The 22540-nt window shown below is 69.3% G+C and carries 21 protein-coding genes; 8 read left to right on the forward strand and 13 right to left on the reverse strand.

The window, feature by feature from the left end:
- The coding region (locus tag VKQ35_RS17605) for a ribonucleotide-diphosphate reductase subunit beta (protein WP_324364001.1) at positions 1–631 on the forward strand (631 nt) is incomplete at its 5' end.
- A 3-nt stretch (positions 632–634) separates the two neighbouring features.
- Here the strand turns inward: VKQ35_RS17605 and VKQ35_RS17610 are convergent.
- The 3 genes from VKQ35_RS17610 to VKQ35_RS17620 all read right to left on the reverse strand — a co-directional run bounded on the left by VKQ35_RS17610 (position 635) and on the right by VKQ35_RS17620 (position 2728).
- Positions 635–1216, reverse strand: a complete 582-nt coding sequence (locus tag VKQ35_RS17610; RefSeq protein ID WP_324364003.1) for a hypothetical protein — start codon at positions 1214–1216, stop codon at positions 635–637.
- 309 nt (positions 1217–1525) lie between these two features.
- The gene (locus VKQ35_RS17615) at positions 1526–2164 is read right to left on the reverse strand and encodes a hypothetical protein (protein WP_324364004.1); all 639 of its coding nucleotides are present in this window, start codon (positions 2162–2164) and stop codon (positions 1526–1528) included.
- A 69-nt stretch (positions 2165–2233) separates the two neighbouring features.
- On the reverse strand, positions 2234–2728 hold the full coding sequence (locus tag VKQ35_RS17620) for a hypothetical protein (RefSeq protein ID WP_324364005.1): 495 nt from the start codon (positions 2726–2728) through the stop codon (positions 2234–2236).
- Between the two features lie 357 nt (positions 2729–3085).
- Here VKQ35_RS17620 and VKQ35_RS17625 point away from each other — a divergent pair, with 357 nt between their 5' ends.
- A complete protein-coding gene (locus VKQ35_RS17625; RefSeq protein ID WP_324364007.1) occupies positions 3086–3376 on the forward strand; it encodes a GIY-YIG nuclease family protein in 291 nt (96 codons plus the stop codon).
- A 71-nt stretch (positions 3377–3447) separates the two neighbouring features.
- Here VKQ35_RS17625 and VKQ35_RS17630 read toward each other — a convergent pair whose 3' ends face one another.
- Positions 3448–3900 carry a hypothetical protein gene (locus VKQ35_RS17630; RefSeq protein ID WP_324364009.1) on the reverse strand — a complete coding sequence of 151 codons (453 nt, stop codon included), beginning with the start codon at positions 3898–3900 and terminating at the stop codon, positions 3448–3450.
- Positions 3901–4037: 137 nt separating this feature from the next.
- Here VKQ35_RS17630 and VKQ35_RS17635 point away from each other — a divergent pair, with 137 nt between their 5' ends.
- Positions 4038–4892 carry a hypothetical protein gene (locus VKQ35_RS17635; RefSeq protein WP_324364010.1) on the forward strand — a complete coding sequence of 285 codons (855 nt, stop codon included), beginning with the start codon at positions 4038–4040 and terminating at the stop codon, positions 4890–4892.
- 23 nt (positions 4893–4915) lie between these two features.
- Here the strand turns inward: VKQ35_RS17635 and VKQ35_RS17640 are convergent, their stop codons facing one another.
- The 3 genes from VKQ35_RS17640 to VKQ35_RS17650 all read right to left on the reverse strand — a co-directional run bounded on the left by VKQ35_RS17640 (position 4916) and on the right by VKQ35_RS17650 (position 9488).
- A complete protein-coding gene (locus tag VKQ35_RS17640) occupies positions 4916–5890 on the reverse strand; it encodes an alpha/beta hydrolase (RefSeq protein ID WP_324364012.1) in 975 nt (324 codons plus the stop codon).
- A gap of 86 nt (positions 5891–5976) precedes the next feature.
- Complete coding sequence (locus VKQ35_RS17645) at positions 5977–7932, reverse strand: PAS domain S-box protein (RefSeq protein WP_324364015.1); 1956 nt, start codon at positions 7930–7932, stop codon at positions 5977–5979.
- Positions 7933–8108: 176 nt separating this feature from the next.
- Positions 8109–9488, reverse strand: coding sequence for an APC family permease (locus VKQ35_RS17650; RefSeq protein WP_324364017.1), 1380 nt, complete (start codon positions 9486–9488; stop codon positions 8109–8111).
- Positions 9489–9692: 204 nt separating this feature from the next.
- Between VKQ35_RS17650 and VKQ35_RS17655 the strand changes: the two genes are divergently transcribed.
- The 4 genes from VKQ35_RS17655 (at position 9693) to VKQ35_RS17670 (ending at position 12335) form a co-directional block, all read left to right on the forward strand.
- A complete protein-coding gene (locus VKQ35_RS17655; protein WP_324364019.1) occupies positions 9693–10679 on the forward strand; it encodes a retroviral-like aspartic protease family protein in 987 nt (328 codons plus the stop codon).
- A gap of 99 nt (positions 10680–10778) precedes the next feature.
- A complete protein-coding gene (locus VKQ35_RS17660) occupies positions 10779–11159 on the forward strand; it encodes a YciI family protein (RefSeq protein WP_324364021.1) in 381 nt (126 codons plus the stop codon).
- A 135-nt stretch (positions 11160–11294) separates the two neighbouring features.
- Entirely contained in the window at positions 11295–11864 is a 570-nt protein-coding gene (locus tag VKQ35_RS17665; RefSeq protein WP_324364023.1) for a hypothetical protein, read from the forward strand.
- Between the two features lie 90 nt (positions 11865–11954).
- On the forward strand, positions 11955–12335 hold the full coding sequence (locus tag VKQ35_RS17670) for an MliC family protein (RefSeq protein WP_324364025.1): 381 nt from the start codon (positions 11955–11957) through the stop codon (positions 12333–12335).
- Positions 12336–12344: 9 nt separating this feature from the next.
- Here VKQ35_RS17670 and VKQ35_RS17675 read toward each other — a convergent pair whose 3' ends face one another.
- Together VKQ35_RS17675 and VKQ35_RS17680 are read right to left on the reverse strand one after the other, a co-directional pair.
- A complete protein-coding gene (locus VKQ35_RS17675) occupies positions 12345–12548 on the reverse strand; it encodes a hypothetical protein (RefSeq protein ID WP_324364027.1) in 204 nt (67 codons plus the stop codon).
- Between the two features lie 98 nt (positions 12549–12646).
- Entirely contained in the window at positions 12647–15646 is a 3000-nt protein-coding gene (locus VKQ35_RS17680) for a M14 family zinc carboxypeptidase (protein WP_324364028.1), read from the reverse strand.
- 256 nt (positions 15647–15902) lie between these two features.
- Between VKQ35_RS17680 and VKQ35_RS17685 the strand changes: the two genes are divergently transcribed.
- Positions 15903–16571: a PEPxxWA-CTERM sorting domain-containing protein gene (locus VKQ35_RS17685; protein ID WP_324364029.1), complete on the forward strand. Its 669-nt coding sequence runs from the start codon at positions 15903–15905 to the stop codon at positions 16569–16571.
- A 75-nt stretch (positions 16572–16646) separates the two neighbouring features.
- On the opposite strand, the gene VKQ35_RS17690 is transcribed toward VKQ35_RS17685, so the two are convergent.
- The 4 genes from VKQ35_RS17690 to VKQ35_RS17705 all read right to left on the reverse strand — a co-directional run bounded on the left by VKQ35_RS17690 (position 16647) and on the right by VKQ35_RS17705 (position 22508).
- A complete protein-coding gene (locus tag VKQ35_RS17690; protein WP_324364030.1) occupies positions 16647–17789 on the reverse strand; it encodes a phosphatidylinositol-specific phospholipase C1-like protein in 1143 nt (380 codons plus the stop codon).
- An 87-nt stretch (positions 17790–17876) separates the two neighbouring features.
- On the reverse strand, positions 17877–18605 hold the full coding sequence (locus VKQ35_RS17695; protein WP_324364031.1) for a methyltransferase: 729 nt from the start codon (positions 18603–18605) through the stop codon (positions 17877–17879).
- A gap of 94 nt (positions 18606–18699) precedes the next feature.
- The gene (locus tag VKQ35_RS17700; RefSeq protein ID WP_324364033.1) at positions 18700–19737 is read right to left on the reverse strand and encodes an NADP-dependent oxidoreductase; all 1038 of its coding nucleotides are present in this window, start codon (positions 19735–19737) and stop codon (positions 18700–18702) included.
- Positions 19738–20162: 425 nt separating this feature from the next.
- Positions 20163–22508 (reverse strand): TonB-dependent receptor, encoded by a 2346-nt coding sequence (locus VKQ35_RS17705; RefSeq protein WP_324364035.1) that lies wholly within the window; start codon positions 22506–22508, stop codon positions 20163–20165.
- Between the last annotated feature and the right edge of the window lie 32 nt (positions 22509–22540).

Raw genomic sequence — 22540 nt, forward strand, 5'->3', positions numbered from 1 at the left:
CAAGCACGACTACATGCAGCAGTTCGGCGTCGACACCGAGGCCGACATCGCCCGCACGCTGGCCATGTTCGGCGGCTTCACCGAGGGCCTGCAGCTCTTCGCCAGCTTCGCCATGCTGATGAACTTCCCGCGCTTCAACAAGATGAAGGGCATGGGCCAGATCGTCAGCTGGTCGGTGCGCGACGAGAGCCTGCACTGCGAGGGGATGACCAAGCTCTACCACGCCTTCAACGCCGAGACGAAGGCGGTGACCAAGGCGGTGGCCGACGACATCGTCGACTGCTGCAAGACCGTGGTCGGCCTCGAGGACCGCTTCATCGACCTCGCCTTCGAGGCCGGCGAGGTGCAGGGCATGACCCCGGCCGACATCAAGGCCTACATCCGCTTCATCGCCGACTGGCGGTTGCGGCAGCTGCAGCTGCCGGAGGTCTACGGGGTGAAGGAAAACCCGCTGCCCTGGCTGCAGTCGATGCTGAGCGGGGTGGAGCACGCGAACTTCTTCGAGGCGCGGAGTACGGAGTACTCGAAGGCGGCCACGCGCGGGCAGTGGCATGGCGGCGGCGGCGTCTGGGCGGCGTTCGACGACATGCAGGCGAAGAAGAGCGCGGCGGAGGGGATACCGGCGGAGTAGGAGCTAGCCGCAGCCCACTTGCCTGACCGGGGTGGGCTTTGGCGCATCCAGGCTCTGAACGATTCGGACGAAGCGAGCGAAATAGCTCGGAGAATCGCATTCGATATCCATCGTGAAGTCGTCGACCAAGATCGAAGCTCGACCGCTGACGTACTGGCGTTTGTTCGAGAGCAACTGGCCGCGGATTTTCGAACTGACGACGGACTGTACGAAGGGGGCCGCCTTCTCGATGATAATTTCGTCCGCCGGCTCCTTGTACACAACCCAGCTTGGTAGCCGCTTCACAAGAGAGCGGTCAGGATAGAATTTGAGAACGAGGTCATCCGGTTGGAGCGGGCCATCGCACCCCACGAAGCAGCCATATCTGTACGTTCCGGTGATGACGAACTGACCGAAGAAGTGGGAGTCACCTTCTTCTTTGCCGGTACGGACGTATCGAACAGGGCTGTCGGACGGGACACGGATTCCGCCTCCGATCCCGACTCTGACGATCTGGTTCGCCGAGGCTTGCCGAGCTTCCGTTGACGACGACATCAACAGAAGCGCCAGCACGATGGAGGCCGCGCCCCGATCACGAAGATGCATCGTCAGGATGACTCCTGCCCCTAAATCTCACGGTAGATGCGAGCCTGCCGGTCTCGGCAAGTCAAGGACGCGCTCTTTGGCGCGCCGCTTCGCGGCCGGGCGAAGCCCGGTCCTTGAGTTGCCGAGACCGGCAGGCAAACTGGCCGCCATGAGATCTATGGCTCGGTCTGTCCGACGGACGCCCTTCCTACGAGCCCTCCCTCTAATCCGCTCATCCCCGCGTTCGCGGGGATGAGCGGGGAAGAGGGGTGGGGGCTTGCTTGCGCTGCCGTCGCTTATGGGACTCCGGGACAAGTCCTGGGATGACGGTCAGTGGGAGGGCGCGCCGTTAGGAGCCGCCTTCGCCGCCTCGATCTGTTTCTTCATCTCCGCGTCCACCTTCGCGCAGTCACCGGCGTAGGGCGCGATGTGGTCGGCGTCGTCGGCGTCGAAGATCGAGCGCCAGACCTCGCCGGTGTAGTTGATGGCGCGTCCCATGTTCAGGGGATCGGGGCGCGTGGGTCCGATGGCCGTCAGCATCATCTGATCGCCGTTGATGATCGCCTTCAGGGTGCTCTCGCCCTTGGCCGCCTGAGGCCGTGGGCGGGAGAGCATGTAGAACGGCCCCTTGGCGGGCAAGGGCGGCGGCGGCGCGTTGGCAAGCATCGGGGTGGCGTTCACATAGAGCTGCTTCAAGCCGCCTTTGGCGTCGTAGTCCGCCGAGATGTTCCAACGCCAGACGTAGTAGCCGCAGAGGTCGATGTCGTAGAGGTACTTCTCGGTCTCGGCGCGCTTCGCGTGAAGCTTGAGGGTCGCGCCGCCCTGCTGGACGAAGGCCGCGCGCACCTGGTCACGCGGCGTGCCGAGCGGGAAATCGTGCCTCGCCAAGGCCTGCATGTCCTGAAGGCTGGCGACAGACTCGAAGCGGAACGGCTCGGCCGCGGCGGCGGCGGTCGCGAGCGCGGTCATTCCGACCGCCAGAATGGCGCAACGATTCACTGGCATGCCCCCCGGCAGGAGCGCCCCGGCGGGCGCCTTCTAAATTCCTCGCCCATCCCGTTTGACGATGCAGGCGGTCACCGCCGTCAGGGCGCCGTCGAAGCCGTCGATGCGCCCTTCAAAGCGGCCGATGGGGAGCGTCCATGCGACGCTGCGGCCACCCCTCAGCTTTTGAACCAGCGCCGGATCGCGCACCAGCGCCAGGACGAGGTTGCCGATCATGGTCACCGGCTGGTCGTCGGCGGCCGCGCCGTCCACCGAGACCTTGGCGACCGCGTCGCCCCGCAGGTCGCGCCAATCGGGCCTGGCCAGCACCAGGAACGGAATCCCGTCGTTGTTCAGCGACAGGTTCACATTGATCTCCGCGCCGCCCATGCGGGCCGTGCAGGGGAGCTTGTTGTAGGTCGGCAGGCTGTCCAGCATCTGCCAGCCATTGGGCGCCTTGGGATCGATGGCATGGCTTTGAGCGTGCGCGGCCATGGGCAAGCCCAGGGTCAGCGCCGAAAGCATGATAACGAAGACGCGAGTTCTCATATGAAATCCCCCGAAGGGGATGCGAGCCTGCCGGCCTCGGCAAGTCAAGGACCCGCTCTTTGGCGCGCCGGGCCGCGGCCGGGCGAAGCCCGGTCCTTGAGTTGCCGAGGCCGGCAGGCAAACTGGCCGCCATGAGATCTATGGCTCGGTCCGTCCCGAGGGACGCCTTTCCATGCGCCACCCCTTAATCCGCTCATCCCCGCGAAAGCGGGGACCCAGGCTTTTTTCGTAGCGGCGCCTAGTTGGGCGATGCCTAGGAAGCGGGACCTCTGAAACACAAAACACCTGGGTCCCCGCTTTCGCGGGGATGAGCGGAGTGTTAGAACGGAAGGGGAACAATCGGTGTCGCGGTGAGCGATGGCCTTCTACGTCTACATCGTTGCGAGCCAGCGGAACGGTACGCTCTACATCGGCCACACCGACAGCATCAGCCGTCGGATGATCGAGCATCGGGAGGGCGCGATCCCCGGGTTCACCGCGACGTATGGGGTCAAGCGCCTCGTCTACTACGAGGTGTTCGAGGGGCGCGGGGGCGCCTTTGCCCGAGAGCGGGCCATGAAGAAATGGCGGCGGCTCTGGAAGCTCGAACTGATCGAACGGTTCAATCCCGGATGGCGGGATCTGTTTGAGGAACTGCCGCTCGGGTGAACACAAGTCGCGTGGGTCCTTGCTTACCCCGCCTTCGCGGGGATGAGCGAGAGGGGGTGGACTTGCGCCTCCTAGGGCCGTCGGCAGATCGGGGCGTGGCGGGGGTGGCGGCGGACGGGCGGGCGCCAGTCCGGATCGGGGCCGATGTAGGCGGCGTCGACCGCGCGGTAGCCGGGGCCGTCGACGTATTCGATAGGGGGCGGCGGGGGCGGCGGCGGCGGCGGCGGCGCGTAGACCACGGGCTCGTAGACGCGGCGGACGAGGCGGACCGGCGGCGGCGGCGGTCCTGGGATGAATGCGGGCTCCTCGTAAAGCGGCCCGGGCGCGGCATAGGCGATCCGGTACGGCCGGTATTCCGGCACGTAGTAGGGGCGATAGCGCGCCGGCGTCAGGTGGCGGACGTGGTGATGGCGCGGGGCGGCGCAGGCGCAGGTCGCGGCCTGGGCGGCGCCGGCGGTGAGCGCGGCGATGAGCGCGGTGGCGAGGCTCGCGGCGGCGGCGATGGCCGGGATGGTGGTCTGCATGACGGTGCTCCGATCTCGAAAGCGCCGTCCCTCGGCGGAAGCTAACGCGCCGGGCGCGCAATCCGATCCACGCGCACGGCGCGCCAGTATGTTCCTAATATGTTCTCGATTGCGGCTATCTGTGGCAGGCTCTCGCCATGCCTTCCTACCCCGACCGCGGCCAGATCAAGCTCGCCATCATCGCCCGTGTCGCGGCCGGGGAAACGGTGGCGGCGATCTGCGCGGCGGCGGGGGCGCCGTCGGCGGACAGCGTGCGGGGCTGGGCCCGCGCGGACGCCTGGTTCGCGGCGGAGCTGGCGGCGGCGCGGCGCAAGGGGGCTTGGGCGCGCGGGCTGATGTTCCGGGAGGATGTGGCCGCCGCCTTCCTGGCGCGGCTGGCGGCTGGCGAGACGGTGCGGGAGCTGCTCGGGCGGCCGGGGATGCCGAGCCAGCGGGCCTATGCCTATTGGCGGCGCACGCAGCAGGGGTTCCAGGCGGCGCTGCGGCGGCTGCGGGCCGGCGGCTATTCGCAGCGCTCGATGAGCGGCCATCCGCGCTGGCGGGCCTGGGATGCGCAGGTGGCGGGCCGGCTGCTGGCGGCGGTGCTGAAGGGGGCGCCGATGCGGCGGACGCTGGCCAGCGATCCGGACTTTCCCTCGCTGAAGGTGCTGAACCGCTGGCGGGCCGAGCAGCCGGAATGGGCGGCGGCGCTGAAGACGGCGATGCGGCGCGGACAGGCGCGCGCCGCGGCGGCGCGCTGCCGCGCGCGGGCGTGGGCGGCGGAGGACGCGGTGGGCCTGCGGCTGACGCACGGCGCGTCGTTGCGAGACCTGGACCGCGACCCGCAAATGCCGTGCGCGACGACGATGCGGGCGTGGCGGCGGCGCTGGCCATCGTTCGCGGACGCCGTCGACATCGGCGAGGACCTTCGCGACTGGTTCGCCGCGGAGGCGCGCTTTCAGGCGCTGTGGCCCGGAGGGCGGGCCGCGTTGGGCCTGGGCGGCCACGACTGATTTTGCAGGCGAGGCGGCGCGACCTAATTCGCCCTGGTCAGCAACCCCCGCGCGCGCATCCAGGCCAGGAACTGGTCCGGCCAGCCCAGCGTCGTGGTGCCCGGGCGCCCCGGGAAGCCGAAGCCATGGCCGCCCTTTTCGTAGAGGTGCAGTTCGACCGCGCCGCCCTTGGCCTCCCAGGCGGGGATCAGGGCGAAGTCGGTCTTGCCGAACAGCGGGTCGTCGGCGGCCATGGCGGCGAACATCGGCGGCGGGGCGTTGGGGATCGGTTTGGCCGGCGCGCCCAGGCCGCCATAGATCGGGGCGATGAAGGCGGGCCGCGTCCCCGGCGCGTCGGCGTAGACCAGGCTCATGGTCGTGATGGCGCCGGCCGAGAAGCCCATGAAGCCGATCCGCCCCGGGTCGATGTGCCATTGCGCGGCGCGGGCGTGGACCAGGCGCATGGCCGCCTGCGCGTCCTCGGTGGCGATCCTGGCGCCCTCGTCCAGGGCGGCCAGGCGCTGCGGCGGGGGCAGGGCGCCCAGGGCCGCGAGGCCCTTGTCGAGGCCGGCGGCCTTGGGCTCGGTGGGGTGCACGCGGTACTTCAGCACGAAGGCGGCGACGCCGTGGGCCTGCAGGTAGCGCGCCACGTCCCAGCCCTCGTGCTTCATGGCCAGCAGGTAGAAGGCGCCGCCCGGCGCGATGATCACCGCCGCCCCGGTGGCCTTGCCGGGCGCGGGGAGGAAGGGCGTGAGGGTGGGCGCGGAGACGTTCTGCACCACCGGCACGTTGTCGGAGCTCGACATGCTCCAGGTCTCCGGCGGCGCCGGGGCCCCGGAGCTTGAAGATGGCGGCGCGGGCGCCGTCAGCGGAATCGCGCCCGGCGGCGCCTTGGGCGCCGGGATGTCCCAGCGCCGCGCCTGGGCGTTGGCGCCGCCGGGTCCGGACAGGAGCAGGGCGGCGGCTAGCAGGGCCAAGGTCCGCGGCTGCAGTCCGATGGCCATCGCAAGACGTCTCATGCTGATCCCCCGGTCGGTGAGGGCGCCGTCAGGCGCCGCCTGCCCTTAAATCTCACAGTGGATGCGAGCCTGCCGGTCCCGGCGAGTCAAGGCGCGGGCGCCGCCGGCGCGGGGGCCTGGCGAAGCGCGGCCAGCAGGCCGTCGACGGAGTAGGGTTTGCGCAGCAGTTCGAAGCCGTGGGAGCCCTCCTCGGCGATCACGTGGCTGTAGCCGCTGGTCAGGATCACCTCCAGGCCGGGCCATCGGGCCTTCACCGCGTGGCCGAGTTCGATGCCGCTCATGCCCGGCATCACCACGTCGGAGAACACCAGGTCGAAGGCCGCCGCGTCCTTGGCCAGCAGCTCGAGCGCAGTCTGGCCGTCGCCCACCCAGGTCACGGTCTGGCCCAGCTCGCGCAACAGCCCGGCGGCGAAGTGGCCCACGCCCTGATTGTCCTCCACCAGCAGGATCCGGCGGGCCGGGACGGCGCCCAGGTCCACGGGACGCGGGCCGTGCGGCGCCGGCGCCGGCGCCATCGAGCGCGGCAGATAGAGGGTGAAGACGGAGCCCACGCCCAGTTCGCTGCGCACGTCGACCTCGCCCTGCGACTGCTTGACGAAGCCGTAGACCTGGCTCAGCCCCAGGCCCGTGCCCTTGTCGACGGGCTTGGTGGTGAAGAAGGGCTCGAAGATGCGGGTGATGGTGTCGGGCGTCATGCCGGAGCCGGTGTCGGCGACCTCGACGGCGACGAAGCGGCCCGCCGCGGCGGCGTGGCCCCGGACGGCCGGCACCCGGTCGGCCGCCGCGGCGCTGATCCTCACCTGGCCGCCCTTGGGCATGGCGTCGCGGGCGTTGATGACCATGTTCAGGACCGCGGTCTCGAACTGGCTCGGATCGGCCTCCACCAGCAGGGGGACCTCCGGCAGGTCCAGCACCAGCTGCGCCGACGATCCCAAGGTCGTGCCGATGATCTGCCGCAGGCCCGTGAGCTGGGCGCCGACATCGAACACCTCGGGCTTCAAGGACTGGCGCCGCGCGAACGCCAGCAACTGGCCGGTCAGCGTCGCGGCGCGGCCGGCGGTCTCGGCGATGGCGTCGACGTAGCGCGCGCGCTTCTCCTCGCTGAGATCGGGACGGCGCAGGAAGTCGGCCGAGGCGCGGATCACCGTCAGCAGGTTGTTGAAGTCGTGGGCGACGCCGCCGGTCAGCCGGCCGATCGCCTCCAGCTTCTGGGCCTGGGCCAGCGCGTCGCGGGCGCGCTCGATCTCCGCCTGCGCCTTGCGCCGTTCGGTGATGTCACGGGTGACCTTGGCGTAGCCGATGAGGACGCCTGCCTCGTCGTAGATCGGGTCGATCAGCACGTTGGCCCAGAACCGCTCGCCGGACTTGCGCACCCGCTGCGCCTCGCCCTCGAAGCGCCCCTCGCGCCGCGCGGTGGCCAGCGCGCGCTCCGGCGCGCCGGCCGCGCGGTCCTCCTCGGTGTAGAACAGCGAGAAGTGGCGCCCGACGATCTCCTCGGCGGTGTAGCCCTTGATCGCCTGGGCGCCGGCGTTCCAGTTGGTGACGTTGCCCTGCGGGTCGAGCATGTAGATCGCATAGTCGCGCACCGCCTGGACCAGCAGCCGGAAACGCCGCTCGCTGGCCATGAGGGCGTCGTCGGCCGCGCGCTTGTCGGAGATGTCGCGGGTGATCTTGGCGTAGCCGATGACCCCGCCGTCCTCGCCGATCACCGGATCGATGACCACGTGGGTCCAGAAGCGCGTGCCGTCCTTGCGGACGCGCCAGCCTTCGGCCTCGAACCGGCCCTCGGTGGCGGCGGTGTGCAGGGCGCGCGCGGGGAGGCCGATGGCGCGGTCCTCGTCGGTGTAGAAGACCGAGAAATGCTGGCCGATGATCTCGTCCGGCCGATAGCCCTTGAAGCGCTGCGCGCCGGTGTTCCAGGTGGTGACGCGCCCGTCGGCGTCGAGCAGGTAGATCGCGTAGTCCTTGACCGCATCGATCAGGATCTGGAAGCGGTCGGCCTCGGCGAGATCGGTGAGCTGCTGAGGCCGTTTCCCGTTCATCCGCTTCCGCCAGGTGGCTTCGTTCCAGTCCGGCGGACGGTTCCGGCGGCTCCGCAGGGCGCGGGCGTTGGACATGGTGGAGAAGGCCTACGCTCTGTTCACGTCATTTGTCGACATGGGAATGAACGCGCAACGACGCCAAGTCGCTGCATGCGGTGTCCGGGCGGCGGCGGCGTTCAGGGCTGCTCGAGCGAGGGCGTCCAGCCGCCCGGGCGGCGCTTCAGGACCAGGTAATACCAGGCGAGCGCCGCCAGCACGACGAGGCCCAGCAGCAGCACGCTGGGCCGGCCGGCGTCGGCGTCCATCAGGTCGGAAACCGTGAAGACCGCGGTCATGATCAGGCCCAGCACCGGAAACAGCGGGAAGAGGGGCGCGCGCCAATAGCCCGGCGCGCCGGTCAGGCCCTTCCTGCGCCCGATCAGGACGGCCAGGCAGACCAGGCCCCAGCCGTAGACCAATAGGCCGCTCATGAAGACCAGCAGTACGTGGCCGTCGATGAAGCAGCAGGCGAGGCCGAAGGCGGTGACCGTGAGCGTCGCGGACCTGGGCACGCCGCCGGGCGAGACGCGGGCGAGCCAGCCGTTGAGGCGGGCGCCGAACAGGCGGTCGCGGCCCAGGCTGAAATAGAGCCGCCCATAGATCATCACGCTGGCGGCGAGCGCGTTGAAGATCGCCAGGGCCACGCCGGCGGAGAGCGCCGGCCCGGCCCAGGGGCCGAGCGCCGCGGAGAGGAAGGTCGCGAAGGGCGCCGGACTCGCCAGCACGGCGGGGAGGTCGCGGGCGCTCAGGATCACCAGGACCACCGGGAGCGCGGTCGCGAACGCGCCGATCATGCAGGCGGCGACGACCACCCGGCCCATCCGCCGGTGCGGCTCCTTCAGCTCCTCGCCGAACGCCAGCGCCTGGTTGCCGCCGACCGTGGCGTAGATGGCGGTGATCGCGCCCAGCGCCATGGCGCCGGCCGGAACCGCGGCCCAGCGCCCGCCGATCATGGCGAAGGGTTGGGCGGCCAGGGTCTCGACGCCGCGGGCCGGGTGGATCAGGCCGACGCCGATCAGCACCGCGACCGCGGCGAGCTCGATGGCCAGGAAGGCGCCGGTGACCAGGGCGCCGGTGCGGACGCCCAGGAGCGCGATGGCCGCCGCCGCGGCCAGGGTGACGAAGGGGATCGGCCCGGCGGGCAGGCCCGGCGCGAGCTCGATGACGTAGGGCGCCAGGGACTTGGCGGTGAACGCCAGCGAGGGTCCGACGGTCGCCGCCCAGAGGCCCAGCGTCACCACCCCGGCCCAGCCGCCCAGGATCGTGCCCACGCCCACATAGTCGGCGCCGGCGTAGGGATAGGCCGAGCCCAGCTCCGCATACATCGCCGCCCAGACCACCGCCGCGCCAATGCCCAGCGCGAACAGGGCGGCCGCGCCCGTCCCCACCTGGTGCAGCACGTCGCCGCCGATGCCGAAGATCGAGACCACCGGCGAGAGGCACGACAGCGTCAGCAGCAGGACCTCGAAGGAATTGAGGTTGCGCCGCAGGCGCCCGCCGGCCGGATCATCTTGCATGCGTTCTCTCCCCCGCCCGCGCAGCAGTCGCTGAACCGGCCGCCCCGTCAACCGCAGCGGGACCGGCGCCGGGCCCAACGGCGAAGCTGCTACATCTCGCCTCACGCGCCGCGGGCGCGCCTCGGGAAGCCTGCGGCCGGTGACGTCCTTGCCACGCCCCCGGTCGCGGCTGGGCCAACCCATGCCTAAAGTACGGAACCGAAAATGAAAATCGCACCCTTCGCCGTCCTCGCGGCCGCACTTGCCGGGCCGCTGTCGGCGCACGCCGCGTGCAAGCTGGCGACCGCGGAGGTGCCGGTCACCATGCAGGGCCTGAGGCCCCTGGTGGCGGCGAAGATCGACGGCCAGCCCGTCCAGCTGCTGCTGGATTCCGGGGCGTTCGGCAGCTCGCTCACCGCCAGCTTCGCGGCGCAGGCGAAGCTGCCCGCGGTCACGGCCAAGGCGATCGGCTCGCTGGTGCCGACCTCGGCCAACACGGTGACCACCGGGGCCAAGGGCCACGCCACGGAAACGGGCCTGGTGATCGCGCCGAGCTTCGAGTTCGGCGGCTCGAAATTTCCCAACGTGAAGTTCCTGACCATCCGCGACCTCGACGGCGGCGCCTCGGGCCTGGTGGGGCAGAACCTGCTGCACAGCTCCGACGACGAGTACGACTTCAAGGCCGGCGTGCTGCGGCTGGTGCGGCCGCAGGACTGCGAGACGGCGAACCTGGCCTATTGGGCGACGCCGCAGATGACCTATTCGGTGCTGCCGCTGGAGGCGGCCGGCCGCAACAACGGCGGCGAGCACACGCTGGCGATGATCTCGATCAACGGCCAGCCGATGCGCGCCTTTTTCGACACCGGGGCGGCCACCTCCTTCATCACCCAGCACGCGGCGGCGCGGGCGGGCGTCAAGACCAGCGACGCCGGCGTCACGCAGATCGGCGAGAGCCAGGGCCTCGACGGCCAGATCAAGACCTGGGTCGCGACCTTCGCCAGCGTCAAGATCGGCGATGAGGAGATCAAGAACGGCAAGCTCGCCATCGGGCAATCCGTGGCGAGCGACTTCGACGTGCTGATCGGGGCGGACTTCTTCCTGGCCCACCACGTCTATGTCGCCAACAGCCAGGGGAAGCTCTACTTCACCTACAGCGGCGGCCCCGTGTTCCGCACGTCGGCGCCCCGGCAGACGGCCGCCAGCGGCGGCTGAAGGCCTCGCCGGGACGGTCGAAGAAAAAATGTCGGGTCGGCGCGGGCTGGCCCGTCCTGAGGGCTCCGGCGCTATGGTGCGCCCTTCAGGAGAGACCTCATGCGCTTCATGTTCATCATCAAGACCGACGGCCAGCAGACGGCCGGGCCGCCGCCCGCCATGATGGAGGCCATGCACGCCATGGCGCAGCGCGAGGTCGCGGCCGGGCGGATGATCAGCGACGGCGGCCTTTTCCCGCGCGACGCCGGCGCCGAGGTCTCGATCCGCAAGCGCAAGCTGGCGGTCACCGACGGGCCGTTCGCCGAGACCAAGGAGGTGATCGGCGGCTTCGCGGTCTTCGAGCTTCCGGACATGGCCGCCGCGATCCAGAGCGCGCGCGACTTCATGGAGCTGCACGTGGAACACATGCCGGGCTGGGAAGGCGTCTGCGAGGTGCGCCAGATCGCGGGCTCGCAGGTGCAGATGCTGCGCGGCGGCTGAGTCTCAACCCCTAAAGGCATCCCCAAGACCCGCGTTCGCGTAACGAACAAGATGCGCGTGCGGATCGCCCGCGCGGATGAGATGCTGTGCGGCAAATGAGTCGGGCTATCCGGCCGGCCGCGCGGGGAGCAGGGGTTGAGCAGAAACCAGCGGATCATCGACCTGCACCACCAGGGGTTCGAGCCGGCGAGCATCGCCTCCCAGCTCGGCATCCGGCCGCACGTGGCCGAGGACGTGCTGCGCGACGCCGGCCTGATCGGGGCCGTGGTCAGCGCCATCGCGCCGCCGCCGCCGCCGAAGAACAGCAAGCCGGCGCTGGAGGCGGCGGCGCTGATCGCCGGCGGATTCCACCACACCGGCGTCTGGAGCCTGGACGAGGACGGGCAATTGGCGATGAGCGGCCGGGCGCCGGAGCGGCCGGGGCTCTACGCCTTCGTCACTGGCGGGCGGGCGGTCTACATGGGCCTGACGCTGCGGCGGCTGGACGTGCGGCTTGAGCTCTACCGGCCGGGGCGCAGCAAACTGCCGGCCAATGTGCGGCTGCGGGAGAAGCTCGTGGGCGAGCTTCGGCGGCCGGCGTCGGTGGAGATCTATACGGTGAGCCCGCTGGACAGCGTCTGGAGCGGCTGGCCGGTGAACACCGCCGCGGGCCTGGAGGCGGCGATGCTGCGCCGCTTCGACCTGCCCTGGAACCGGAGGGGCTAGCCGCGGCGCTGAGCGCGCTTTGCTGTCACAAAGTTACACGGCATACTGCGTCTCGGAACCATTGAAGCGATCCTATGGGGAGACCCTGGAATGAACGCTTTTGTGAGAGTGAATGGCTCGCGTGTTCTCGCCGTCGCGGCCTTGCTGGCCGCCGGAGCGGCTTTGGCCCAGACGCCGCCGGCCTCGCCCGCCGCGTCGGGAGGCCCTCAGCCGCCGATGAACGACTTCTACCAGGCCTTCTACAACTGCGACGGCGGGGCGGCGTTCAATCTGAACTACGACTCCGACCAGCCGACCAAGGTCGAGATGACCGCCAATGACGGCTCTAAACCGGTCGATCTGAAGCGGACGCCGTCGCCCTCAGGCGTGGCGTTCGCCGCCGGGACCGCCAAGTTCTGGACCGACGGCAAGACCGTGCAGGTCGAGGGCGCCAAGTCGGCCTTCAAGAACTGCAGGATGAAGGGCAAGTAGCGCCCGGATCTAGTCCGCGATCACCCACTCGGTGACGTAGGCATGGGCGCGGCGGGCGAGCGCGGACGGGCCGGAGAAGTAGAATTCGCTGCCGCCGGAGAAGGCGCGGCGCTCCTTCCACTCGAGCGGTCCGGTGTCCTCGGTCTGCAGCATCTCGCGCAGGCGGTCGCACTTCTTGGCGGGAACGAAGGCGACGTAGGTCGCATCACTCATGGCACATATCCGCTTCCAAGCCCCTTGGAGCCCAGACTCGGCTGCTTCGCGCCTGGAGGGAAGCGTTCGCGGCTGCGGCTTTGTGACTTATCCTCAGCTCAGTCGGCGGGTTTGGCCGGAGCGTCCTTGGCGGGCGCGTCCTTCGCATCCTTGGCCGGCGCGGGCTTGGGCGGCATGCCCGCGTCCAGGTGGTCCCAGTTGAGGATGGCGTTGAAGCCCAGGAAGTAGGAGCCCTGGGTCTGCCAGCGCCAGTAGGGGCGCAGGCCGAACAGCACCATGTGGCCCTTGCCGTCCGGCACGTCGACGATCAGCGCCTTGCGGGTCAGCGCCGACCCGCCCTCCAGCATGCCCGACAGCAGGATGGTGTCGGCCTGGGCCGGGAAGGCCATGACGGTGCGCGGGCGCTGGGTGGGCTCGGCGCCGCCCTGGCGCGAGGCCGGCGGGGCGGTCTCGACCGGTTCGGCCGGGGCGGCGGCGGGCTTGGCCGGCTGGTCGGGCGTCGGGAACGGCGAGACGTGGGCCGCGACGGCGTTGGGGGTGATGGTCTGGGCGTAGCGGGCGCCCGCGCCGCCGCCCTGCCCGCCGCCGCCGCCGAAGCCGCCCTGCCCGGGCGTCGCGACCGTGATCACCGGCGCATCGGCGAAATAGACCGGCATCTCCTTGGCGCCGTAGCCATAGGCGATGGGGCTGGCCTGGTCGGTGAAAACGCCGCGCATCAGGGCGCCCTTGGTGTAGAGCTCGGGCGGGGCGGCGACGCTGACGCCAGCGGCGACGCCGTAGTTCGCCAGCATCTCCACCGTCGAGCCGTCGCCGATCAAGACGCCGCCGGCCTTCACGAACTTCTGCAGCTCGGCCAGGCCGTCGGCGCCCAGGCCGCCGCGGATATCGTCGGCGCTGTCGAGGACGCCGAGGTTCGGGGTGAGGTCGCTCTTCTTGTAGGGGATGGCCACGTCGCCGTTCATGGCCACGCCGACGACCTGGTCGCGGGCCGAGGAGCCGACGGTCGGGTAGAGGATGACGTCGAAACGTTTCCGCAGGTCGCCTTGGCGGGCCTTGGTGTCGGCGAGGTAGGTGTAGGGCACGCCGTAGTGGTCCAGCGCCGCGCGCCACCAGCCCTCGTCCTGGGTCCGGAGCCACGAGTGCAGGTAGCCGATGCGCGGCACGGTGAGGGCGTGAGACTTGACCGTCGGCGCGGCGTCCACCGCTTCGGCGGTCAGGCCAAGTTCCGCCACGGCTTTCTCGACCTGGGCGCGCGGGGCGTCGGGGATGATGAAGGTCCCGGCGGCGTAGTGCTTGCCACCGGCGTCGAAGGCGGTCTCGGCGGCCAGCATCTTCACGTCCTTCAGCTTGAAGCGGAAGGTGACGAGCTCGTTGTCGCCGGTGTGGTTGACCAGGATGGTCTTGCCGCCGCCGGCCACCACGCCCTTGGGCGCGACGTCGGCGGTGAGCAGGGTCATGGGCTGCTTGAGGACCGCCGGGTCATGGATCGTCTGCATGCGGACGTTGCGCATGTAGGACATGGTCCAGCCGGTGTCGTCGTAGGGCCTGGGATTGGCGGCCGGGTAGTTCTGGACGCTGAAATAGAGGTCGGCCAGCGTGCGGTAGGGCTGGTCGGCGCGGATCACATAGTCGCCCGGCGCGACCTTAACCCCGCCGGCGGTGAACGCGGCGTCGGCGACGCTGACTTCCAGGCCCTGGCGGCGGACGTCGTTGATCATGTCGGCGACGTTGAGCCTGGCGGTCTGGTCGGCGGGAACGATCCAGGCGTTGGCGGCGCCCGTCTTGCCGCCATCGACCTTGCCGCCGTCGACGGCGTGCTGGCTCTTCACATAGTAGGTGTCGAGATAGACCTCGCGGTCCTTGGCCACCCGGTCCAGCGCGATCAGCAGGGCCGATTCCTGGATATTGGTGTTGTTGCGCGGCCCCCAATCGACCGAGGGCAGGGGCGGGTTCTGGCGGTACCACTCGCGGCTGGTGGCGGTCACCGGCAGCTTCAGGTCCTTCTGGACGTCGGGGCCATAGCTCTGCACCTCGTAGAAGCGGCCGAACGAGTTGTGGGCGTTGGCGATCCAGAACAGATAGTTCGGCACCCAGCCGTCATAGTAGCCGTAGGTGAAGACGCCGGGGACCTTGCGCTTGGCCATCTCGGTGAGCTCGGTCTCAGCCAGCAGCCACCACTCCTGAGACTGCACCGGATCGAGCTCCGGATTGTACGGGCCGGTGCCGGTGGAGACGTAGAGGTAGGACTGCGCCTCGTGCAGGTCGTGCAGGATGGTCGGATGCCATTCCAGCACCCCGGCGGTGATGTTCTGGGTCAGCTTCAGGTATTGGCCCATGCCGTCGCGGTTGTTGTCGTGGGCGACGTACTTGCCCCAGTAGACCAGCGGCGGCTTCGGCTTGCCGGTCTTCTTGCCGTAGTAGTAGGTGTCGACGATCTTCTCGCGGCCATCGACCTCGACCACCGGGGTGATGAAGGTGATGACGTTCTTGCGGATGTTCTGGACGAGGGGCGTCTCCTCGATCGCCAGGCGGTAGGCGAGCTCGATCAGCATCTCCGGGCCGCCGGTCTCCGGCGAATGAATGCCGCTGGTGATCCAGTAGATCGGCTTGGCGGTCTTGATGATCGCCTTGGCCTCAGCCGGCGTGGTCTTGCGCGGGTCGCCGAGCGCGGCCAGCTGGGCCTTGTACTTGTCGAGGTCCTTCAGCGTCGCCTCGTCGGCGATGGCGATCACCACCTGGTCGCGGCCTTCCTCCGACTTGCCGACCGTCCAGAACTTCACGCGCGGCGAGGTCTTGGCGAGCTCCTGATAGTAGCGCTCGATGTCCTTGGCGTAGGTCAGTTCGCCCGGCGTGCCGGGGATGCGGCCGAAGAACTTCAAGGGTGACGGCACGGTGTCCGACGCCGGCATGTGGTCGACGAGCTCGGTGGTGAAGCGCGGATCGACAAGGTGCTTCTTGATCAGCGCGGTGTAGGCCTCGTCCTGCGCCTGGACTGGCGCCGCGGTTTGGGCCGGCGCCAGGGATGCGGAAGCCAGGACGGTGGCCAGGGCCAAGGCGGCCGCGCGGGCCAAACGCCGGTACTCGATCACGTGGAACATCCCCCAAGCTTTGCCGCGCGACCTTAGCGTGAAATGGGTGGCGGTGGGCAAGGGCGGGCGGAGGATTTGGGGCTGCCTCTCCCGCGAGGCGAGGTCCGAGGGGAGAGGGTAGGCAGAGGGGCGACTGGGCCGCCATCGTCCAGGTCCCAGATTCCCGTTTCAGGCGAATCGATTTGGAAAAACATCGGTCGAAGAATAGCGTTGTCGGAACCGGGGTGAGCGAATGTCCGGTCGCGCCGGCGTGGGAGTTTTGCCAATGTCGCGACGCAATATTTCCAGAGTCTGCGCCCCAACCGTTGCCGCGGGCTTTGTGGCCCTGGGCGCCATGGCGGCCAACGCCGGCCAGGTGACCCCCGCGAGCTACACATTTACGCCCGGCGCCAACTGCGGGTCGTTCTGCTACCTGGATCCGGGGTTCACGAAGCTCACCGATGGCGTCATCGGCGACGCCGGCTGGGAGGTCGACGGCGCCGCGCCTTGGGTCGGCTGGAACGTCGGCGGCGCAGGATTGGTGAACATCGACTTCGACTTCGGGTCGTCCAAGACCATCGACTCCGTCTCGGTGGGATCCACCCAGGACAACCTGGGCGATGTCGTGTTGCCGTCACTCAACATCTACTCGTCGAACAACGACCTGACCTGGGTCCTGGCCGGTTCCCTGGTCGTGCCACCCAGCGATGCAAATGATCGCTATGTCTTCGACACCGGCCCGCACGTGTGGCTGGACGTCAACAGCCTCGGCATCGACGCCCGCTATGTGCGCGTCCAGGAGGTCTCCAACGGGCCGTGGGCGTTCACCGACGAGGTGAGGTTCGCAAATGGCGGCGGGGCCGTTCCCGAACCGGCCTCCTGGGCCTTGATGATCGGCGGCTTCGGACTGGCCGGGGCGGCCCTGCGCCGCCGTCGCAAGATCGTCCACGCCTAGACGAAAGGGACATCCATGACGCCGCCGGTCGATGGACCGGCGGCGTCGTCATGTCCGCGCGTCGGCTTTCGCGCCTCAGTTCGCGACCGCCGCATCCTTGATCGCCGCGTCCTTGCAGCCGGCCGGCGCTGTCACCGGGTTGCAGCGGACCGAGGCCTTGCCGGGGAGGGCTGTGGTGTAGCCGGTCCAGCGCGAGGGCTCGTACCAGGGGTAGTCGGTGGAGACCATCTGGGCGCCGCTCTTCAGCGCCTTGTCGCGGGTGGTGGTGTCGCCGGTGCGGCCTTCCTTGGTGTCGGCGTCGGAGCGGGTGCGGACGATGTAACCCTGCTTCACCAGCGCATCGATCTGCGCTGGATCGGCGTCGTTGTGCTCGACGAAGGCCGCGTCGGGCGCGCCGGCCTTGGCGTTGGTGAACAGCACGCGGCCCTTCAGCGCCTCGTGGCCCAGGACGTAGTTGGGGGTGATGTTGGTCTGGTCGAGCAGGAAGACCACCTTGCCGCGGGCGGCCTTCAGGGTGGGCCAGCCGCCGTGAGCCACCGCCTCGGGGAGCGTCGCGTGCTTGCCGCGCACCTGGTCGGGGGTGACCATCTCGTTTTCCGGGAAGACCGAGCGGATTTCGGCGTCGAGCGCATCCAGCGCCTGCGGCGTGAAGCGTTCGTAGTCGACCATGCCGGGCACGGCCTTGATCGGATCCTGGGTCTTGGTCTCGACCAGGATGAACAGCGGCACGTGGTTCGGGTGGGCCTTCGACCAGGCGCGGATCTCCTTCAGGCAGCCGACGAAGGGCTGGCAGTTGGAGACGTAGTCGATGTCCTGGACGTGCATGACCTTGTAGCCCGGCTTGGCGAAGACGTGCTCCGGATCGAAGGCCGCCGCGCCGCCGGCGTTCAGCGTCGCGCCGAACGGGTGCGCGAAGCGGCCGCCGTGCGCGTCCACATAGACGTCGAGTTCGATCTGGCGGATGCCCTTGTCGAACTGGGTGGTCAGCGGGGCGTGCTGATAGTCCAGGCCGTCGAAAGCCTTGGGATTGGTGGCCTGCAGCATCTTGGCGACGCCCGGCGTGAGGCCCGCGTGATAGCTGTTGTGGCTGCCGATCACCTGGATCTGGTTGAGCCGCAGGTCGTCCGCGCCGGCGCCCGCGCCCGCGGCCGGCAAGGCGGCGAGGGCGAACACTCCGGCGATCGCGCAGGCGGACGCGAGGCGATGAAGCTTAGGCATATGATCTCCCGACTGGAATCGCACGCGCACACTAGGCGCGGGGCTTGAGACTTTTGTGTCCGCCGCCCCGCGACCTGTCGGCGAAGCCTATTTCGGCTTCTTGAAGCGCAGCAGGAACTGGTCGGTCTTGCCGCGGATCGCCGGGTTGAAGACCATCTTGGAATGGTCGTCCGCCGGGTTGGCGAGGATCGTGCTTTCGCCATCGAGCTTGAAGCCGGCGGCCAGCACGTCGGTCTTGACGCGGGCCTCCTCGATCCGGTGGCGGGTTTCGGTGCCGGTCAGGCCAGAGCCGGCCGCGCCGGCGTGGTCGAGGATGACGTAGACGCCGCCGGGCTTGAGCGCGGCGAACACCTGCTTGTTGAAGCCGGGCACGTCGGCCGGGCCCATGAACTTGTCGTAGAGGTCATGGTAGTTCTGGCGGATGAACACCGCGTCCAGGCCCTTGGGCAGGTTGGCGGCGTTGATCGGCGCGGTCACCTCCTTGACGTTGGCGTAGGCCGGGTCGGCGACGATCTTGGTCAGGCCGGCGGCGGCCTCCGGGTGGGTCTTGACGATCTCGTCCGGCTCGTAGGCGTAGACCACCCCCTTGGGACCGACCGCCTGGCTGAGCGCGCGGACGAAGCGGCCGGCGATGACGTCGGCGACCTTTTGACCGGGCTTGAGGCCGATGAAGGCGATGACCTCGGGCCCTTTCATGGCGGGGTCGGTGAGCGCGTCGGCGTTGGCCGGCGGCGTCTGGGCGAAGGCGGTGACGGCCGGAAGGCCGAGCGCCAGGGTGGCGGCCGCGGCGGCGGCGATAAGCGTGATGCGCGACATGGTGGTTTCGTCCCCTTGAAGTTTGAGCGGATGCGAGCCCTCCTGCACGGCCAAGTCAAGGACCGGCGTTGCGCCAAATGCATTTGGGCTATGCTTAGAGCGTCGGGTCCTCGGCGACCTGCACCAGCATCTTGCCGAAGGCGCCGCCCTTCAGCATCTCGGCGAAGGCCTCAGGGAGGTTTTCCAGACCCTGGCGGATGTCTTCGCGGTAGCGGACCTGGCCCTGGTCGACCCAGCCGCCCATCTCGCGCAGGAACGTGGCCTCGTGATCCTTTACGAAGTCGCCGACAAAGAGGTCCTTGACGGTGACCTGCCGTGTACGGAAGATCTCTTCGCCGCGCGCCATCAGGGCGGCGCGGGCGTCGGTCCCGGCGTCGTCGCCGTAGTGGGCGATCAGGCCGCAGATGGTCATCCGGGCGCCTGGGTTGAACAGCGGCAGGACCGCGTCGAACACCGCGCCGCCGACATTCTCGAAATAGACGTCGACGCCCTTGGGGCAGGCCGCGGCGAGGTCCTGCGCGAAGGTCGGCGACAGGTGCGAGACGCCGGCGTCGAAGCCGAGCTCTTCGATGACGAAGCGGCATTTCTCCTCGCGCCCGGCGATGCCGACCACGCGCGCGCCCTTGAGCCGCGCGAGCTGGCCGGCGATCTGGCCGACGCCGCCGGAGGCCGCGGAGACCACGGCGGTGTCGCCGGCCTTCGGCTCGGCCTGCAGGATCATGCCGGCGTAGGCGGTCAGCCCCAGCATGCCCAGCACGCCCACCGCCTGGGAGATCCGGCCCTGCGCGGGGTCGAGTTTGCGGGGGATCATGTAGCCGGGCCTGGGCACGCCCTCGCCCATCAGGCCGTAGTCCGACCAGCCGTTGGTGTTGAAGACCAGGTCTCCGGGGGCGTAACCCGCCATCCGGCTCTCGACCACCTGGGCGACGGTGCGGGCGTGGCAGGGCGCGCCGGCCGGCTCGACGCCCCGCTTCTTGTAGCCCCACTGATAGGGGTCGAGAGAGACGTAGATCGTCCGGGTCAGCGCCTGGCCCGGCCCCGGTTCCGGGATCGGCGCCTCGCGAAGTTCGAAGGTGTCCCGCGTCGGCCATGGGTCGAGCGGGCGGGCTGCCAGGGTCCAGTAGCGGTTCATGGATAGGCCTGAGCGGCTGGCCAGAAGGATGGGCCAGAGCGCCCCGGCCAAGGGTGTGACACCTCGAACCGGGGCTTTGGGCGGCGTCAGACTGGAGACCCGACGACACCGCAGGTTAGCACCTTCGCCGCGCGCGTCCAATCGCGCTTGAGTCGGAAAGCCGCCACTGGGCCGGAAAGGCGCCATTCAGTCGGAAAAGCGCCATCAGTCGGAAAAGCGCCATCAGTCGGAAAAGCGAAGGAGCCCCACGGCGCGGCCCTGGACGCTCTCCTACGTCCGGGCCGCGCCTGCCGGCCGCAGCGCGCTTTTGGGGGAGTTTCGCGCGGCGACGCCGTGGCATGACCTTAAGCCCCCTCCAGGTGAGCCAGGTCGCGGAAATGACGGCGCCGCCGCGCCACATCCCGATGTTCGCCTACCAAAAAATCTCAGTAGGTGGCGAAGAGCGTCAGGCCGGCGGTCAGCGGCCGCTGCGGGGTGACCTGCTGGGTCTGGTTCGGATTGAACGGATTGCCGAAGGCGAAGGTGTCGCTGAACGCGTTGGTCGGGTTGGTGATGAAGATCTGCGCGCCCAGCCAGTTGTGGCGGACCTCGGCCAGCAGCTTGGAGCGGACATAGCCGCCCATGGCCTGGAAGGTGGTGTCGAAGGTGACGCGGCTGCGGCCCACATAGGTCGTCTCGCCGACCAGCTGCAGCCGCCAGCCGCCCAGCAGCTCGCGCTCGTAGCTGACCACGGCGCCGCCGGAGATGGCCGGCGCGCCCGGCAGGCCGTTCAAGGGGCTTGGGATGAAGGCCACGTTGGGATGGGTGATCCTCGTGTGGGCGAGGCGGCCGTTGACCTGGGCCGAGAAGCCGTTCCCCCAATGGTAGCCGACCTCGGTCTCGAAGCCGACGATGTCGGCGTCGCCGACGTTGGTCGTAAATGGGATGCCCGACGCGCGGAACTGGTCGGTCTGGATGTCCTTCCAGGTGTCGTAGAACAGCGCCGAATTGACCGCCAGGCGCCCGTCCAGGCCCTGGAGTTTCAAGCCGCCCTCGATGTTCCGCAGGGTGTCGGGCGCGAAGATGACCAGGGCGCCCGGCAGGGGCACCGCGCCGCCGGAATTGATGCCGCCGGCCCGGAAGCCCTCCGAATAGACGGCGTAGATCAGGTCGCCGTGATTGAAGGACTGCTGGATCGACGCCTTGGGCGAGAAGCCCTTGTAATGCTCGACGCCGGCGATGCTGCGCGAGGGGAAGCGCTCGGAGATCACCGCCGAGGTGGTGTCGGTGTGGATGTCGAAGCCGCGGCCGCCGATCGAGGCCCGAAGCGCGTCGGTGATCTCCACCGAGGCCTCGCCGTAGAGGGCGATCTCAGCGATGCGGTCGTAGCGGTTGTCGCTGTAGACCGGCACGTCCGGCGCGAAGCTGTGCTGGGCCAGGAACACCGAGGGCTCATGCTCCTGAGTCACGGAGCCATAGATTCCGGCCAGCCACTGGAAGCGCCCGGCGCCGCGCGAGGTCAGGTAGGTGTCGTCCACCACCACCCGCGTGTGGGTCCGCTCGGAATAGGCGGAGGTCTGGGCGAAGGCGGTGTAGAGGTCCTGCACGGCGGTGGCGTCGTAGAAGCTGCCGTAGTTGTGCTGGATGTAGCCGGTGGACGAGGTGAGCTCGGCCCAGCCCCAGCCCTTCTTGATGGTGACCGTGCCCAGCACGATGTCGTTGACGTGCGGCTCGGCGATGCGGTTGATGCGGGTCAGGCCCAGGCCCGGGCTCGTGTACTGGGTGTCGTCGCTGCGCAGGTGCTGGCCGGCGAAGGTCAGGTCGATCGTCCAGTCGTCGCCGGGCTCGACCAGGAAGGTCAGCCGTCCGCCATTCCGCTGGGTCTGGTTGGCATTGCGCAGCTTGAGGTTCACGTCGTCGAGGTAGCCGCCCTCGAGGTCCTGGTAGGCCGAGAGCCGCAGACCCGCGACCCCGCGCCAGAGCGGGCCGGTGAGGTAGCCCTCGGTCGACTCGCTGGGCGCGCCGTTGTCGGTGAGCGCGCCGGTGAGGCGAAGCTGCGCGCCATAGTGGTCCAGATCGGGTTTGGCCGCGACGATTCTGTAGATGCCGCTGAGGGAGCCCGAGCCATAGAGCGCACCCTGCGGCCCGCGCAGCACCTCCACCCGGTCGACGTCGACCAGGCGCAGGTCCGGGTCCGGCGCATTGTAGTTGAGCGGGATCTCGTCGAGGTAGGTGGCGACCGTCGAGCGCGCGCGGCCGGTGTAGGCGCCGTCGGAGAGGCCGCGCAGCTGCAGCTTGTCGCGGCCGGGGCCGAGATTGGTGGTCAACAGGCCGGAGAGCTGGGCAGACGCGGCGTCGGCGTCGCTGGACCCGGTCATTTCGAGCGCGTCGCCCGGCACCGCAGTCACCGCCACCGACAGCTGCCTGGGATCGCTGACCCGTTTGGTGGCGGTGACCAGGAGCTCGGAGACCGAGACATAGTCGGCGGGCCTGGGCGCCTCATGCGCCAGCGGGAACACCTGCACGGCGCCGGGCGCCACCATCTTCCAGGCGCACGGGGCGCCGCCCAGCACCCGGTCGAGCGCCTGGGTGAGCGTCATGGGCGCGGCGATGCGGATCTGCATGGCGCCGGAGCAGGCGCCGGCCCCGACCAGGGTGACGTTGGCCTGCTGGGCCAGGTCCAGCAGGGCCTCGGAATAGGGCTTGGGCTCGATGTGGAAGCGGATCTGCGGGGCCGCGCCCAGCGCCGGGCGCGCGGCGGCGAGCGTTAGGGCCGCCAGCCCGACTCCCACCGCAAGTTCCCGACGCACTGAAATCTCGCTCG

Source organism: Phenylobacterium sp. (assembly GCF_035309685.1).
Taxonomy (GTDB): domain Bacteria; phylum Pseudomonadota; class Alphaproteobacteria; order Caulobacterales; family Caulobacteraceae; genus Phenylobacterium.

Excerpts from the sequence above, each read along its gene's own strand:
- VKQ35_RS17610 (WP_324364003.1), bottom strand. The coding sequence starts at position 1,216 with ATGCATCTTCGTGATCGGGGCGCGGCCTCCATCGTGCTGGCGCTTCTG.
- VKQ35_RS17630 (WP_324364009.1), bottom strand. The coding sequence starts at position 3,900 with ATGCAGACCACCATCCCGGCCATCGCCGCCGCCGCGAGCCTCGCCACC.
- VKQ35_RS17645 (WP_324364015.1), bottom strand. The coding sequence starts at position 7,932 with ATGAACGGGAAACGGCCTCAGCAGCTCACCGATCTCGCCGAGGCCGAC.
- VKQ35_RS17635 (WP_324364010.1), top strand. The coding sequence starts at position 4,038 with ATGCCTTCCTACCCCGACCGCGGCCAGATCAAGCTCGCCATCATCGCC.
- VKQ35_RS17640 (WP_324364012.1), bottom strand. The coding sequence starts at position 5,890 with ATGAGACGTCTTGCGATGGCCATCGGACTGCAGCCGCGGACCTTGGCC.
- VKQ35_RS17655 (WP_324364019.1), top strand. The coding sequence starts at position 9,693 with ATGAAAATCGCACCCTTCGCCGTCCTCGCGGCCGCACTTGCCGGGCCG.
- VKQ35_RS17685 (WP_324364029.1), top strand. The coding sequence starts at position 15,903 with ATGTCGCGACGCAATATTTCCAGAGTCTGCGCCCCAACCGTTGCCGCG.
- VKQ35_RS17620 (WP_324364005.1), bottom strand. The coding sequence starts at position 2,728 with ATGAGAACTCGCGTCTTCGTTATCATGCTTTCGGCGCTGACCCTGGGC.
- VKQ35_RS17690 (WP_324364030.1), bottom strand. The coding sequence starts at position 17,789 with ATGCCTAAGCTTCATCGCCTCGCGTCCGCCTGCGCGATCGCCGGAGTG.
- VKQ35_RS17625 (WP_324364007.1), top strand. The coding sequence starts at position 3,086 with ATGGCCTTCTACGTCTACATCGTTGCGAGCCAGCGGAACGGTACGCTC.
- VKQ35_RS17670 (WP_324364025.1), top strand. The coding sequence starts at position 11,955 with ATGAACGCTTTTGTGAGAGTGAATGGCTCGCGTGTTCTCGCCGTCGCG.
- VKQ35_RS17680 (WP_324364028.1), bottom strand. The coding sequence starts at position 15,646 with ATGTTCCACGTGATCGAGTACCGGCGTTTGGCCCGCGCGGCCGCCTTG.
- VKQ35_RS17700 (WP_324364033.1), bottom strand. The coding sequence starts at position 19,737 with ATGAACCGCTACTGGACCCTGGCAGCCCGCCCGCTCGACCCATGGCCG.
- VKQ35_RS17660 (WP_324364021.1), top strand. The coding sequence starts at position 10,779 with ATGCGCTTCATGTTCATCATCAAGACCGACGGCCAGCAGACGGCCGGG.
- VKQ35_RS17695 (WP_324364031.1), bottom strand. The coding sequence starts at position 18,605 with ATGTCGCGCATCACGCTTATCGCCGCCGCCGCGGCCGCCACCCTGGCG.
- VKQ35_RS17650 (WP_324364017.1), bottom strand. The coding sequence starts at position 9,488 with ATGCAAGATGATCCGGCCGGCGGGCGCCTGCGGCGCAACCTCAATTCC.
- VKQ35_RS17675 (WP_324364027.1), bottom strand. The coding sequence starts at position 12,548 with ATGAGTGATGCGACCTACGTCGCCTTCGTTCCCGCCAAGAAGTGCGAC.
- VKQ35_RS17615 (WP_324364004.1), bottom strand. The coding sequence starts at position 2,164 with ATGACCGCGCTCGCGACCGCCGCCGCCGCGGCCGAGCCGTTCCGCTTC.